This is a genomic window from Streptomyces sp. NPDC041122 (assembly GCF_055592445.1).
Genome location: NZ_JBVIYQ010000008.1, coordinates 397,341 through 411,111, shown reverse-complemented (window position 1 = coordinate 411,111; position 13,771 = coordinate 397,341). Strand labels below are relative to the sequence as shown.

Annotated in this window: 11 protein-coding genes; 2 read left to right on the top strand and 9 right to left on the bottom strand. The window is 74.2% G+C overall.

Annotated features, from left to right (window positions below; all coding sequences use genetic code 11):
• Nucleotides 1-95: 95 nt before the first annotated feature.
• From ACZ6B8_RS28565 to rpe, 5 genes are all read right to left on the bottom strand, one after another.
• Nucleotides 96-1,538: a GuaB1 family IMP dehydrogenase-related protein gene (locus ACZ6B8_RS28565; protein ID WP_471081089.1), complete on the bottom strand. Its 1,443-nt coding sequence runs from the start codon at nucleotides 1,536-1,538 to the stop codon at nucleotides 96-98.
• A 174-nt stretch (nucleotides 1,539-1,712) separates the two neighbouring features.
• Nucleotides 1,713-2,129: a barstar family protein gene (locus ACZ6B8_RS28560; protein WP_471609116.1), complete on the bottom strand. Its 417-nt coding sequence runs from the start codon at nucleotides 2,127-2,129 to the stop codon at nucleotides 1,713-1,715.
• Complete coding sequence (locus ACZ6B8_RS28555) at nucleotides 2,129-2,521, bottom strand: guanyl-specific ribonuclease (protein ID WP_471609115.1); 393 nt, start codon at nucleotides 2,519-2,521, stop codon at nucleotides 2,129-2,131. Before ACZ6B8_RS28555 ends, ACZ6B8_RS28560 begins: the two co-directional genes overlap by 1 nt.
• 74 nt (nucleotides 2,522-2,595) lie before the next feature.
• Nucleotides 2,596-3,648 carry a sugar-binding transcriptional regulator gene (locus ACZ6B8_RS28550; protein WP_471081080.1) on the bottom strand — a complete coding sequence of 351 codons (1,053 nt, stop codon included), beginning with the start codon at nucleotides 3,646-3,648 and terminating at the stop codon, nucleotides 2,596-2,598.
• A gap of 78 nt (nucleotides 3,649-3,726) precedes the next feature.
• The gene (gene rpe / locus ACZ6B8_RS28545; RefSeq protein WP_471081077.1) at nucleotides 3,727-4,413 is read right to left on the bottom strand and encodes a ribulose-phosphate 3-epimerase; all 687 of its coding nucleotides are present in this window, start codon (nucleotides 4,411-4,413) and stop codon (nucleotides 3,727-3,729) included.
• 134 nt (nucleotides 4,414-4,547) lie between these two features.
• Between rpe and ACZ6B8_RS28540 the strand changes: the two genes are divergently transcribed.
• The gene (locus tag ACZ6B8_RS28540) at nucleotides 4,548-6,695 is read left to right on the top strand and encodes an MMPL family transporter (RefSeq protein ID WP_471609114.1); all 2,148 of its coding nucleotides are present in this window, start codon (nucleotides 4,548-4,550) and stop codon (nucleotides 6,693-6,695) included.
• Nucleotides 6,696-6,711: 16 nt separating this feature from the next.
• Here ACZ6B8_RS28540 and ACZ6B8_RS28535 read toward each other — a convergent pair whose 3' ends face one another.
• On the bottom strand, nucleotides 6,712-8,166 hold the full coding sequence (locus tag ACZ6B8_RS28535; RefSeq protein WP_471609113.1) for an RsmB/NOP family class I SAM-dependent RNA methyltransferase: 1,455 nt from the start codon (nucleotides 8,164-8,166) through the stop codon (nucleotides 6,712-6,714).
• A gap of 34 nt (nucleotides 8,167-8,200) precedes the next feature.
• On the bottom strand, nucleotides 8,201-9,145 hold the full coding sequence (fmt, locus tag ACZ6B8_RS28530) for a methionyl-tRNA formyltransferase (RefSeq protein WP_471609112.1): 945 nt from the start codon (nucleotides 9,143-9,145) through the stop codon (nucleotides 8,201-8,203).
• 291 nt (nucleotides 9,146-9,436) lie between these two features.
• On the opposite strand from fmt, the gene ACZ6B8_RS28525 reads away from it, so the two are divergent.
• The gene (locus ACZ6B8_RS28525) at nucleotides 9,437-10,045 is read left to right on the top strand and encodes a hypothetical protein (RefSeq protein ID WP_471609111.1); all 609 of its coding nucleotides are present in this window, start codon (nucleotides 9,437-9,439) and stop codon (nucleotides 10,043-10,045) included.
• A gap of 143 nt (nucleotides 10,046-10,188) precedes the next feature.
• Here ACZ6B8_RS28525 and ACZ6B8_RS28520 read toward each other — a convergent pair whose 3' ends face one another.
• Together ACZ6B8_RS28520 and metK are read right to left on the bottom strand one after the other, a co-directional pair.
• Entirely contained in the window at nucleotides 10,189-12,357 is a 2,169-nt protein-coding gene (locus ACZ6B8_RS28520; protein ID WP_471609110.1) for a primosomal protein N', read from the bottom strand.
• A gap of 102 nt (nucleotides 12,358-12,459) precedes the next feature.
• Nucleotides 12,460-13,668 (bottom strand): methionine adenosyltransferase, encoded by a 1,209-nt coding sequence (gene metK, locus ACZ6B8_RS28515; protein WP_471609109.1) that lies wholly within the window; start codon nucleotides 13,666-13,668, stop codon nucleotides 12,460-12,462.
• Nucleotides 13,669-13,771 lie beyond the last annotated feature (103 nt).

Below are 13,771 nucleotides of genomic sequence, written 5' to 3'. Positions count from 1 at the left end.
TCCGTTTCGTCCGTTGCGCGCAGAGGCCTCGCCCGGAAAGCGCGACGGCCCCCACGGCAGGGGGGCCGTGGGGGCCGTCAGGGCTTGGGTACGGACTACTGCCAGCTGGCGTGCAGCGGCTTGCCCTCCGCGTAACCGGCGGCGCTCTGGACGCCGACGGTCGCCTTCTCGGCGAACTCCTCCAGGGAGCCGGCGCCCGCGTACGTGCAGGACGAGCGGACGCCCGCGATGATCGAGTCGATCAGGTCCTCGACGCCCGGACGGGCCGGGTCGAGGAACATCCGGGAGGTGGAGATGCCCTCCTCGAAGAGCGCCTTGCGGGCACGGTCGTACGCCGACTCCTCGCTGGTGCGGTTGCGCACCGCGCGGGCCGACGCCATGCCGAACGACTCCTTGTAGAGGCGGCCGTTGGCGTCCTGCTGGAGGTCGCCGGGGGACTCGTACGTGCCCGCGAACCAGGAACCGACCATGACGTTCGACGCGCCGGCGGCCAGCGCCATGGCGACGTCGCGCGGGTGGCGCACCCCGCCGTCGGCCCAGACGTGCTTGCCGTACTTCTTGGCCTCGGCGGCGCATTCCAGCACCGCGGAGAACTGCGGGCGGCCGACACCGGTCATCATGCGCGTCGTGCACATGGCGCCGGGGCCCACACCGACCTTGATGATGTCCGCCCCGGCCTCGATGAGGTCGCGCACGCCCTCGGCGGCGACGATGTTGCCCGCGACGATCGGGACCTGCGGGTCGAGGCCGCGCACGGCCTTGACCGCGGCGATCATCGACTCCTGGTGGCCGTGCGCGGTGTCCACGACGAGCGTGTCGACGCCCGCGTCGAGGAGCTGCTTGGCCTTGCCCGCCACGTCGCCGTTGATGCCGACGGCGGCGGCGATGCGCAGGCCGCCCTTGGCGTCGACCGCGGGGGTGTAGAGGGTGGCGCGCAGGGCGCCGGTGCGGGTGAGGATGCCGGCGAGACGGCCGTCCTTGTCCACGGCGGGGGCGTACCGCCGGTTGGCGTGGTCCAGCTTGTTGAACGCGTCGCGCGGGTCGATGTCGGCGTCCAGGAGCAGCAGGTCGCGGGACATGACCTCGGAGAGCTGCGTGAAGCGGTCCACGCCGCTCAGGTCGGTGTCGGTGACGACGCCCACGGGCTTCTGGTCGCCGTCGACGACGACGCCGGCGTTGTGCGCGCGCTTGGGCAGCAGCGCGAGGGCGTCGGCGACGGTCTGGGTGGGGGCCAGGACGATCGGGGTGTCCAGGACGTGGTGGCGCGTCTTGACCCAGGAGACGACCTCGGTGACGACCTCGATCGGGATGTCCTGGGGGATGACGACGATGCCGCCGCGGCGGGCGACGGTCTCGGCCATGCGCCGGCCGGCGATCGCGGTCATGTTGGCGACGACCAGCGGAATCGTGGTGCCGGTGCCGTCGGGCGACGAGAGGTCCACGCCCTGGCGGGAGCCGACGGCGGAGCGCCTCGGGACCATGAAGACGTCGTCGTACGTCAGGTCGTACGCAGGCTGGATGTCATTGAGGAAGCGCACGTGCTGCTCATCCCAGTCGATCAGAGGTGGCCCCCGGACAGTTAGGCCGAGGGAAAAGCACGTACTTCATTCTCCCATGCCGCCGGGGTTGTGCCGCCTGGGACGATCACCCAGGCAGGCGACGGGGGCGGTGGTGGCATCGTCCAAGCCGACGGCTGAAGCGGAACACTCGGTTCAGGGCCCGCGACGCTCCGTGGCGGACGGCCCTGGCGGCTTTGTGGCCGTGGGCCCGAGCGCGAGCACGATCTCCAGCCCCGGCCGCGCCCCGCGCCAGTACGCGACCGCCGCCGAGAACACCTCCTGCGCGATCTCCCACTCCCCCGGCGCCGCGTCGGCGTACTCCTGCCACCCGGAGACGACGAGCAGCCGCCCGCGCGCGGGCGGCGCCCACGACAGGTCGGTGAGGCAGTCGGCGAGGGCGTCCCAGTTGCGCCCGAACCAGTCGGGCAGGCCGAGTCCGCGGGCGCAGCGCTCCATGAAGGCGGTCTTGTCCGTCACCCCCGCGAGGGAGAGCGCCGTGGTGTCCCAGCCCGCGCCCCGCGCGGCCGCCAGGACGGGCGTGAGCGGATCCCCGCCGACGTCGTGGGCCATTACCTCAGCACCGCCTTGAAGGACGCGTAGTGGTCGTCGGTGTAGTAGACCTCGTCGTGGCCGCCGGTGACGATGCGGCGGGCCCCGCGGTCCCGCTCGCCGGGCGTGCGGACGGTGTACTCGTGGTAGTAGCCACGCTTCTGCCGCGGCAGCTCACGCTCGAAGTTGCCGAAGACGGTGCCGTCCTTCCGGTACGGGAAGGGGCCTCCGTCGTCGATGAGGCGCAGCGTCTCGCGCGCCTCGGCGGGCAGCCGGTCGGCCCGGACGGTGGCCATGCCGCGGGCCCAGTCGGGGGCGTCCCCGTCACCGCCCCCGGACGAGCACCCCGCGACGAAAACCGCGAAGCAGACGAGCAGCACCCCCATGACGCGGGGAACAAGCCGGTGCACCATGTGTCCGACCTTGCCATGGCGCCCCTCAAGGGGCGCGGGGAACTGCGCGAGCGGCCCCCACGACCCGCAGCCGCTCAGCTCCCGTCCGGGTCCGCCCGGTTCAACGCGGGCCGAGGCGCGGGCCCGGCAACGAGCAACTGGTCCGCGGCCGCCGTGTCCGTGACCAGGCTGGTGACGAGACCGGACCGCAGCACCGCGTCGATCGCGGCCGCCTTGCGCCGGCCGCCCGCGATGGCGACGACCTCGGGGATGCGCCGGAGCCGGTCGGCCTCGACGGTGATGCACCGCTCCCCCAGATCCCGTCCGACCCGGCGGCCCTCGGCGTCGAAGAGGTGCGCGGACATCTCGGCGGCGACGCCCAGCGAGGCGTAGTGCGCCCGCTCCTCGTCGCTGAGCATGTCGTGGACCGTGGAGATGCCCGGCTCCCAGGAGCCGATGGAGACACAGGCGACCGTGACCTTGTCGAAGTACTCGAAGGCGCGGGCGATCCCGGTCTGGTTGCGCAGCGCCGCCGCGGTGGCGGGGTCGGGCAGCAGCATCGGGGCGTAGATGGGGTGGGCCTCGCCGCCGGAGACCTGGGCGGCGCGGCGGACCGCCTCGACCGATCCGCGCTCCGCGGTACCCGCGTCGTACACGCCGGTGAGCTGCACGACGGTGCACGGCGGCAGCTGGTCGAGCGCGGCCGCCATGTGGATGGTGGAGCGCCCCCAGGCGAGGCCGAGCACATCGCCCTCGTTCACCAGCTCGCCGAGCAGGTCCGCCGCGACCTCGCCGAGGTTCTCCGGGTCGGGGGACTCGTCGATCTCGTCGGCGGGGGCCGGCGACTCCACCACGACGGCGTGCCGCAGCCCGTAGCGGGCGCGCAGCGCGTCCGAGCGCTCCGCGTCCAGCTCCGCGGGCACCCGGATCTCGATGCGCACGAGATCCCGCTCCAGGGCGGTCTCCAGGACCCGGGCCACCTTGAAGCGGCTGACGCCGAACTCCTCGGCGATCTGGATCTTGGACTTGCCCTCGAGGTAGAAGCGGCGGGCCATGGCCGCCGCCTGCACCAGCTCCGCGGGTCCCATCCGCATGGCTGACCGACCCGCCGACATGGCCGACACGGCGCTCTCCTCACTGCTGTTCACAAACTGGGTTCGCCGTTCATCCTTGCAGATCCGGCCTTGTCGCTCAGTCCTGGCGGACTGCGTTCACGTTCCCTTGGCTCAGTGGTCGCACGCCCAGGCGCTTGACGCCGTCTTTGCCTCGGCTTGGGTGCGCAATGAACGTACCGCGTCCGCCGGATCCTTGGCGCCGTAGACGGCCGAGCCGGCGACGAACACGTCGGCGCCCGCCTCGGCGCAGCGCTCGATCGTCTCGGCCGAGACGCCGCCGTCGACCTGCAGCCACATCTCCAGGCCGTACTTGCCGATCAGGTCACGGGTGCGGCGGATCTTGGGCAGCATGATGTCCAGGAAGGCCTGGCCGCCGAAGCCCGGCTCGACCGTCATGATCAGCAGCATGTCGAGCTCGGGGAGCAGATCCTCGTACGGCTCGACGGGGGTCGCCGGCTTCAGGGCCATGGAGGCGCGGGCGCCCTTGGCGCGGATCTCGCGGGCGAGCCGGACGGGCGCGGCGGCGGCCTCCGCGTGGAAGGTGACGGATCCGGCGCCCGCCTCGACGTACTGCGGGGCCCAGCGATCGGGGTCCTCGATCATCAGGTGGCAGTCCAGCGGCGTGTCCGTCGCGCGGGCGAGGGACTCTACGACCGGCACGCCGAGCGTGAGGTTCGGGACGAAGTGGTTGTCCATCACGTCGACGTGGAGCCAGTCGGCGCCCTCGACGGCCTGTGCCTCTTCGGCAAGACGGGCGAAGTCCGCGGACAGGATGCTGGGATTGATCTGCACGGCCATGCCCCAAGCCTGCCATGTCCGACGCGGGTTGCTGACCGCAGTCCACCGCATGGGCACAGCGGCTGCCGCGGCCGCACCCGGGGTGCCATGCTGGACGGCTCGACGGCACCGCGCACGGCAAGCGGGGGGAAGCCATGGCGGATGTGACGGACGGACGACGGCAGGGGCGGCGCGGGGTCGCGTGGCTGGTGTGCGGGCGGCGCACCAAGTGGCTGGTGGTGCTGTTCTGGCTGGTGGTGCTGATCGTCGCGGCGCCGCTGGCGCAGAAGCTCGCCGACGCCCAGGAGAACGACGCGGAGTCCTGGCTGCCCGGCTCCGCGGAGTCGACCCAAGTCCTGGACATCTCGGGCGAGTTCAGGCCCGAGGTGATACCCACCATCGTGGTGTACGCCCGCGAGGGCGGCCTCACCGGGGCGGACCGCGCCCGGATCGCGGAGGACGTGCGCGAGGCGAAGGCACTGCGCGCGCACGGGATCCGCGGCGCCGAGACCCGTGGCCCGCTCTACGACGAGAAGGCGGGCGCCGAGGCGGCACAGGTGTCCGTCCCGATCACCATGGACGCCGAGGGCTGGAAGCGCATCGGTCCCGCCGTCGACGCCGTCCGGGAGCGGGTGGGCGAGGGCGGCGGAGGCCTGGCCGTGCACGTCGCCGGTCCTGGCGGCACCGCCGCCGACTCCGCCGAGGCGTTCGAGGGCATCGACTCCACGCTGCTCCTTTCGGCGGCGGGCATCGTCGTGGTGATCCTGCTGTTCACCTATCGCAGTCCGACGCTGCTGCTCGCCCCGCTGCTCGCGGTGGTCACCGCGCTCTTCACGGCCCAGGCCCTCGTCCATCAGCTCGCCACGCACGCCGACCTGACCGTCAACGGCCAGAGCGCGGGCATCCTCACCGTCCTCGTCTTCGGCGCGGGGACCGACTACGCCCTGCTCCTCGTCGCTCGCTATCGCGAAGAGCTGCGCCGTCACGAGGACCGCCACGAGGCGATGGCCCTCGCCCTGCACCGGGCCGGACCCGCGGTCCTCGCCTCGGGCGCGACCGTCGTCCTGAGCATGCTGGTGCTGCTGGCCGCCGAGATGAACTCGACGCGGGGCCTCGGCCCGGTCGCCGCCATCGGCGTCGCCGTCGGCCTCGTGGCGATGCTGACGCTCTTCCCGGCCCTCCTGGTGATCTGCGGCCGGTGGTTGTTCTGGCCGCTGATCCCCCACGTCGGCTCCCCCGAGCCGACCGAGCGCGGCCTGTGGTGCCGTACGGGCCGGCGCATCGCCCGCCGCCCGCGGCTCGTCTGGGCCACCACGGCCGCGGTGCTCGCCCTGCTCTCGCTGGGTCTGCTGCAACTGCGGGCCGAAGGGCTCGGCAACGCCGACTCGTTCACCGACAAGCCGGACTCGATCACCGGCCAGGAGGTGCTCGCGCGGCACTTCCCCGCGGGTTCCGGCGACCCGTTGGTGATCGTGGCGGACCGGGCGCGCGCCGACCGCGTCGGCGCACTCGTCGCGGACACCCGGGGCGTGCAGCCCGGCAGCGTCGGCGTCCCCCCGGGGACCAAGGCCGAGCACGGGGGCCGGGTGCTGCTGGAGGCGACGCCCACGGACCCGCCGGACAGCGCGGCGGCCAAGCGGACGGTGGAACGGGTCCGCGCGGCGGTGCACGCCGTGCCCGACGCGAACGCAAAGGTGGGCGGCGGCACCGCGGCCCTGCTGGACATGGACCGCGCCACGGCCCACGACAACAAGCTGGTCATCCCGCTCGTCCTGCTCGTGGTGCTGCTGATCCTCGGCGTGCTGCTGCGCGCGGTCCTCGCCCCGCTGCTGCTGATCGCGACGGTGGTGCTGTCCTTCGCGACGGCGCTCGGCCTCAGCGCGCTGGCCTTCCGCCACCTCTTCGACTACGCGGGCGAACCGACCGACTTCCCGCTCTTCGTCTTCGTCTTCCTGGTGGCCCTCGGCATCGACTACAACATCTTCCTGTCGACCCGCATCCGCGAGGAGGCGGCCCGCCAGGGCACCCGGGCGGGCGTCCTGACGGGCCTCGCGGCGACCGGCGCGGTGATCACGTCCGCGGGCCTGGTCCTCGCGGGCACGTTCGCGGCGCTCGGCACGCTCCCGCTGGTGGCCTTCGCCGAGATCGGCTTCGCGGTCGCCCTGGGCGTCCTGCTCGACACGTTCGTCGTACGGTCGGTCCTGGTCACGTCGCTGTTCCTGGACATGGGCCCGAAGGTGTGGTGGCCGCACGCGCTGTCACGCCGGCCCGAGGACCACGGACCGGCCCCGGACCTCCCCTGACGGGACCGACCGGCCGTCAGGCGGTCCGCCGGATCAGCGCCAGGTACATCGCGTCCGTCCCGTGCAGATGCGGCCACAGCTGTACGTCGGGGCCGTCGCCCAGCGCCGGCACGTCGACCAACAGGGGGCGCGCGTCGATGAGTTCGGCCCCGCCGGTCTGCTTGAGGACGTCGTCCACGACGGCCCGCGTCTCGGCCAGGTGCGGCGAGCAGGTCGCGTAGCCGACGACGCCGCCGACCCGCACCGACTCCAACGCGGTGCGCAGCAGCGCGCGTTGCAGCGGAGCGAAACCCTCCAGGTCCTGCGGGCGGCGGCGCCAGCGGGCCTCGGGACGGCGGCGCAGTGCGCCGAGTCCCGTGCAGGGCACGTCCATCAGGACACGGTCGAAGGTGCCGGGGAGCCACGGCGGGCGGGTGCCGTCGGCGGCGATCACCTCGTACGGGCCGGGGTTCCCGGCGAGCGCTTGCGCGACCAGCCCGGCCCGGTGCGGCTGCTTCTCGGCGGCGAGCAGCACGGCGCCGCGCTGGGCGGCGAGCCCGGCGAGCAGCGCCGCCTTGCCGCCGGGGCCCGCACAGCCGTCGAGCCACTTCGTGTCGGGGCCCTCCAGCGGCGCGTTCGCGAGCGCGAGCGCGACCAGCTGGCTGCCCTCGTCCTGCACGCCCGCGCGGCCCTCGCGCACGGCCTCCAGGGAGCCCGGCTCCCCGCCCTCGCTGAGCCGCACCGCGTACGGCGACCAGCGGCCCGGCAGCGCGGAGTCCGCCCCGACGGAGTCGAGGAGTTCGTCGGCCGTGGCGCGGCCGGGGCGTGCCACCAGGGTGACCTCGGGCCGTTCGTTGTCGGCCTCGAGCAGGTCCTCGATGCCGGCGCGGCCGCCCCCGAGCGAGTCCCACAGCGCCGAGACGACCCAGCGGGGGTGCGAGTGGACGATGGCGAGGCGGTCCTCGGCGTCCTCGTCGTACGGGGGCGCGACCCGCTCCACCCAGGTGTCGAGGTCGTCCTGGGAGACCTTGCGCAGTACGGCGTTGACGAACTTGGCCCGCCCGTCGCCGAGCACCACGCGCGCCAGCTCCACCGACGCGGAGACGGCGGCGTGCGTGGGGATGCGGGTGCCGAGCAGCTGGTGCACGCCCAGGTTGAGCACGTCGAGGACCGGCGGGTCGACCTCGCGCAGCGGCCGGTCGATGCAGGCCGCGACGACGGCGTCGTAGGTGCCCTGGCGGCGCAGCGTGCCGTAGACCAGCTCGGTGGCGAGCGCCGCGTCCCGCGCGTCGAAGTTCTCGTCCTTCTCGCGGGCCTTGCGCAGCAGCGGGGGCAGGACGAGGTTGGCGTACGCGTCGCGCTCGTCCACCGCCCGCAGCGCCTCGAAGGCGAGGATGCGGACGGGGTCCTTCTGCGGGCGGCGGTAGGGCTTGCCGGACTTCCCCGGCTTGCCCGCCGGCTTGCCGGGACGCCGTTTCGGCTGGTCGTTCACAAGGTGCTCCGCTGCTGGTGTGGGTCGAACCCACCTAGCCTACGTCGCCTGCGCCCACCCGCTCGCCGGGGGCGATGCGCACCCCGCGCGCCCAGTCCGCGCCGCGCATCGGCTTCTTGCCCTGCGGCTGGACCCAGAGCAGCTCCACGGCGTGCGAGCCGGAACCGACGTACACGTTGTTCTTGGCCGCGGACAGCTCGCCGGGCGCGAGGTCGGTGCGGTCCTGGATCAGCGCGGCCTGGATGATCTTCAGGCGTTCGCCGCGGAAGACGGTCCAGGCGCCGGGGGCGGGCGTGCAGCCGCGCACCACGCGGTCCACGCGGAGGGCCGGGGCGGCCCAGTCCACCTCGGCGTCCTCGACGTTGATCTTCGGCGCGAGGGTGACCCCGTCGGCCGGCTGGGGCACGGCCTGCAGGCTGCCGTCCTCGATACCGTCCATGGTCGCGACGAGCAGCCCGGCGCCCGCGAAGGCGAGCCGGGTGAGCAGGTCGCCGCTGGTGTCGGTGGGCCGGACCGCCTCCGTCACCGTCCCGTACACCGGCCCGGAGTCGAGCCCCTGCTCGATCAGGAAGGTGGAGGCGCCGGTGATCTCGTCGCCCGCCATCACCGCGTGCTGCACCGGGGCCGCGCCGCGCCAGGCCGGCAGCAGCGAGAAGTGCAGGTTGACCCAGCCGCGGGCCGGGACGTCCAGGGCCACCTTCGGCAGCAGCGCGCCGTAGGCCACGACGGGGCAGCAGTCGGGCCCGATCTCGCGCAGCCGGGCCAGGAACTCCTCGTCCCGCGGCTTCGCGGGCTTCAGCACCTCGATGCCGGCCTCCGCGGCGCGCTCGGCGACCGGGCTCGCGACGAGCCTGCGGCCCCGTCCCGCGGGCGCGTCCGGCCGGGTCACGACGGCGGCCACCTCGTGCCGGTCGGAGGCGATCAGGGCGTCAAGGGCGGGGACGGCCACCTCGGGAGTGCCTGCGAAGACGAGCTTCACTGGGGGGTACCTCGGATCTCTGGTCAGGGGTGGAGCGACGGCCATGGACCGGCGGAGACGGCGGCGCACCAGTCTATGGGCCGCTCCGCGGGGCCGCCCGGGACGGTCGTTCCGGCGGCCTGAGGTTGACGGTGTCGGGGGCGCGCGAAATGGCGCGCGCCCTGTGCATATGCACATACGCCCCCGCCCCGTGACCCCACACGAGCTAGCGCGTTGGTCAAGAAAGAGTTGACCACCCCCGGGCCGCGGATGCGGCCCATCCTTTTCAACGCCGGTTCGAGAGGCTTGTTCATGGCCGACCACGCAACCCACGACGCCCAGGCTCGGGCCAGCCTGCACCTCTTGGTGCGGGACATCGAGCGGGTCCGCCGGCAGGTGGACGCACTGCGTACGCTCACCGCCCAGCTCGGGAACGTCTACCGCCCGCGCCGCTCCAGCCCGTCCGCGGGCTTCGTCGTGTACGGGCGGGCCCCCGCCCCGACCGTCCGCCTCGCCCAGGAACTGCGGGACAGCGTCGAGACGCTGGTCACCGCGGCGGTGGACTTCGACCGCTCGCTCGGGTTCTCGTGGGACGCGGTGGGCTCGGCGCTCGGCGTCACCAAGCAGGCGGTGCACCGCCGTTACGGCGCGCGACGGGCCACCACGCAGGCGGCGGCCGAGGCGGAGCGCGCCACGGAGACGCCTGCACCGGGTCCGACCGTGCCGTCCCCGGCTGTGGCACCCGCCGCGGCGGGCGCCACAGCCACCGCAACCGCAACGGCCACGCGGCCGCTGCCGGTCGGGGTCCCCCTGCCGTCCGTCCCCGCCGCCCGCGCGATGCCGACCCAGCCCACCGCGGGCAGCTCCGCACTCCGCGAGGACCCCAGGCCCAGCGCCTTCCCCGGCCCCCGCAACGGCTGACGCCCCCCCCGATCGCTGCCCCCTCGTCCCCCGCCAGGGACGAGGGGGCAGCTCCGTGTTCCACGGGCGTACGGGCGTAGAGCCACGGGGGGGGCGCACGGCGGTGACACGGCGGCCCCCAACTCCGTCCGGCCGGGCCCGCGTCAGCCGATGTCCGGCGGGTCGACGCGGATCCGTACCGCCTCGCCCCCGGCCTCCTTGGCCCCCCTCGCGCCCCGGGCCATCCGGGCGGCCTGCGCCACCTTCAACGAGGCCGCGAGCGCGGAGCCGCTCCCCGGCGGCACCCGGATCAGCACCCGCTCGGCCTGCTCCCCGGCCACCGCGCCCCCGCCCCGGCGGGCGGGTGCGGGGCCGGCCTCCCGTACCGGAACCGGGCCCAACACCACGGCGTCGCCCGGCAGTTCGGCCGCCGACAGGAACTCCGCGAGCGCCTCGGGCGCCCCGGTGACCGCCGCCATCCGGGACACCGGCGGGAACCCCAGCTCGGCCCGCTCGGCGAGCTCCCGCACCGCGTGGCCCACGGGGTCCCAGCGCACCAGGGCCTGGACGGGGCGCAGCGTCGGCTCGGCGACGGCCACCACCGTGCCGCCCGCGCCCTGCGGCCTGACGAGCGAGGAGGCCGCGATCCACCGGCGCAGCGCGTCCTCCCCCGCGCGCAGGTCGGGCCGCCCCAGCATGGCCCATCCGTCGAGCAGCAGGGCGGCCGCGTAACCGCCCTCGGCGACCGGCTCCGCCCCCGGCGTGCTCACCACCAGCGCCGGCGTCCCCGGCACCGTGTCGAGGACCTGCTCGCGCCCCGAGGTGCGCACCGGCACCGCCGGGAACGCCCGCCCCAGCTCCTCGGCCGTCCTGCGAGCGCCCACCACCTGGGCGCGCAGCCGGAACGCCCCGCAGGACTCGCAGTGCCACTGGGCCTCCTCGATCCCGCACCAGCCGCACCGCAGGGCGGACCCGCCGTCCTGCGCCTCCAGCGGACCGGCGCAACGACGGCAGCGCGCGGGCTCGCGGCACCGCTCGCAGGCGAGCCGTGGCACATAGCCGCGCCGCGGCACCTGCACCAGGACGGGCCCGTGTTTGAGCCCCTCCCGCGCCACCCGCCAGGCCAGCGTCGGCAGGCGGGCGGCGCGCGCCGCCTCGTCCCGGGCGAGGTCGCCGTCGCCCACGGTCCGCACCAGCGGCGCGGCGCCCCGCACCTGCTCGCGGTCGGCGGCGAGCGGCGCGGCCCAGCCGCTCTCGACGAGCTGCGCGGCCTCCACCGTGCAGCTCCAGCCGCCCAGCAGGAACCCGCACTTGTCCCGCGAGGCGCGCAGCTCCAGCACCTCCCGCACATGGGGGAAGGGCGCGTTGTCGTCGCTGTGGTTGGAGTCCCCGTCGTCCCAGACGACGACGAGGCCCAAGTCCCGTACGGGCGCGAACATGGCGGCGCGGGTGCCGACGACGGCCCGCACGGCGCCGCGCCGGACCGAGAGCCACTCCTGATAGCGCCGCTCCTGCCCGGCGTCGGCAGTCAGCAGCGCGTGCTGCCCCTCCCCGAGCAGTTCGGTGAGCGCGGCGTCCACGCGCGCGGCGGGACGCCCGGTCGGTATGACGACGAGCGCGCCGCGCCCCGAGGCGAGCGTGGCCTGGACGGCGCGGGCGATCTCCTCCGCCCACTGCGGCCCCGGCAGCGCGGTCCACACGGCGCGCGGCGCACCGCCCGAGGCCAGCGCCTCCAGGAACCGCGGCCCGTGCCCGTACCGCCGCCAGCTGCCCGGGTCGGGCGGAGGCGGCGGGGCCGGCGGAGCGGGCGACCGACGCGCCTCCGCCCGCGCGTGCCGGGGCGGGATCGCCAGCTGCAGGACGTCGGCGAGGCTGCCCGCGTACCGGTCGGCGACGGCCCGGGCGAGGTCGAGGAGGCCGGGGTCGAGCACCGGCTCCGGCGACACGACCTGGGCGAGCGCGGCCAGCGGCCCGCTGTAGTCGCTCTCGGCCCGCCGCTCGACGAGGAACCCGTCGATCAGCCCGCCCCCTTCGCGCCGCCCCTCGCGCACGTTCCGCGCCCCGGCGCCGAACCGCACCCGGACCCGGACCCCCGGCTGGGCCACCGCGTCGAGCTCCTCGGGCACGGCGTAGTCGAAGTACCGGTCGAGGTGCAGCACACCCTTGTCGACGAGCACCCGCGCCACGGGCAACTCCTTGGCCAGCGCGGCCCCCCGCCAGGTCCGCGGCTTGGCCCGCGGCACCTTGGCCCTGCGCACCGACTCCCGAATGAGCGCAAGCTGCTCCGGCTCCTCGGCACCCCCCGCCCCGGCCTCTTCGTTCTCCCTGCTCACAGCTGCATTCCTACCAGACCGCACTGACACCGCAGGGAGAACGCCGAGGCCCGGCACCCCGCAAGGGGTACCGGGCCTCGACAGAGCCTGCGGGAACCGGAACTACAGCCCCGCCGCCCTCCGCAGCGCGTCCACGCGGTCCGTGCGCTCCCACGTCAAATCGGGGATCGCGCGGCCGAAGTGGCCGTACGCCGCGGTCTGCGAGTAGATCGGGCGGAGCAGGTCGAGGTCGCGGATGATCGCGGCCGGACGGAGGTCGAAGACCTCGGCGATGGCCGTCTCGATCTTGTCCGTGTCGACCGTGGCCGTGCCGAAGGTCTCCACGAAGAGGCCCACCGGCTCGGCCTTGCCGATCGCGTACGCGACCTGGACCTCGCAGCGGGCCGCGAGGCCGGCCGCGACGACGTTCTTGGCGACCCAGCGCATCGCGTACGCCGCGGAACGGTCGACCTTGGACGGGTCCTTGCCCGAGAAGGCGCCGCCGCCGTGGCGGGCCATGCCGCCGTAGGTGTCGATGATGATCTTGCGGCCGGTCAGGCCGGCGTCGCCCATCGGGCCGCCGATCTCGAAGCGGCCGGTCGGGTTGACCAGCAGGCGGTAGCCGTCGGTGTCCAGCTTGATGCCGTCCTCGACGAGCGCCTTCAGCTCGGGCTCCACGACGAACTCGCGGATGTCGGGCGCGAGGAGCGAGTCCAGGTCGATGTCGCTCGCGTGCTGCGAGGAGACGACGACCGTGTCGAGGCGGACGGCCTTGTCGCCGTCGTACTCGATGGTGACCTGGGTCTTGCCGTCGGGGCGCAGGTAGGGGATCGTGCCGTTCTTGCGCACCTCGGAGAGGCGGCGCGAGAGGCGGTGCGCGAGGTGGATCGGGAGCGGCATGAGCTCCGGGGTCTCGTCGCAGGCGTAGCCGAACATCAGGCCCTGGTCGCCCGCGCCCTGCTTGTCCAGCTCGTCCTCGTCGCCCTCGACACGCTTCTCGTACGCCGTGTCGACGCCCTGCGCGATGTCGGGGGACTGCGAGCCGATGGACACCGAGACGCCGCAGGAGGCGCCGTCGAAGCCCTTCTTCGAGGAGTCGTAGCCGATCTCGAGGATCTTGTCGCGCACGAGCTGCGCGATCGGCGCGTACGCCTTCGTCGTGACCTCGCCGGCCACGTGGACGAGGCCGGTGGTGATCAGCGTTTCCACGGCGACCCGGGAGGACGGGTCCTCCCGCAGAAGCGCGTCGAGAATCGTGTCGCTGATCTGGTCAGCGATCTTGTCGGGGTGACCCTCGGTCACAGACTCCGAGGTGAAGAGGCGCCGGGACACATCGCTCCCTGTGGTTGCAGCGGCTGCTGGCTGATCATGGGCGGACGGCCGGGAGCTGCGCCCGGCGTCGTCCGAGACCAGTTTATCGGTCACACTCGGCCGC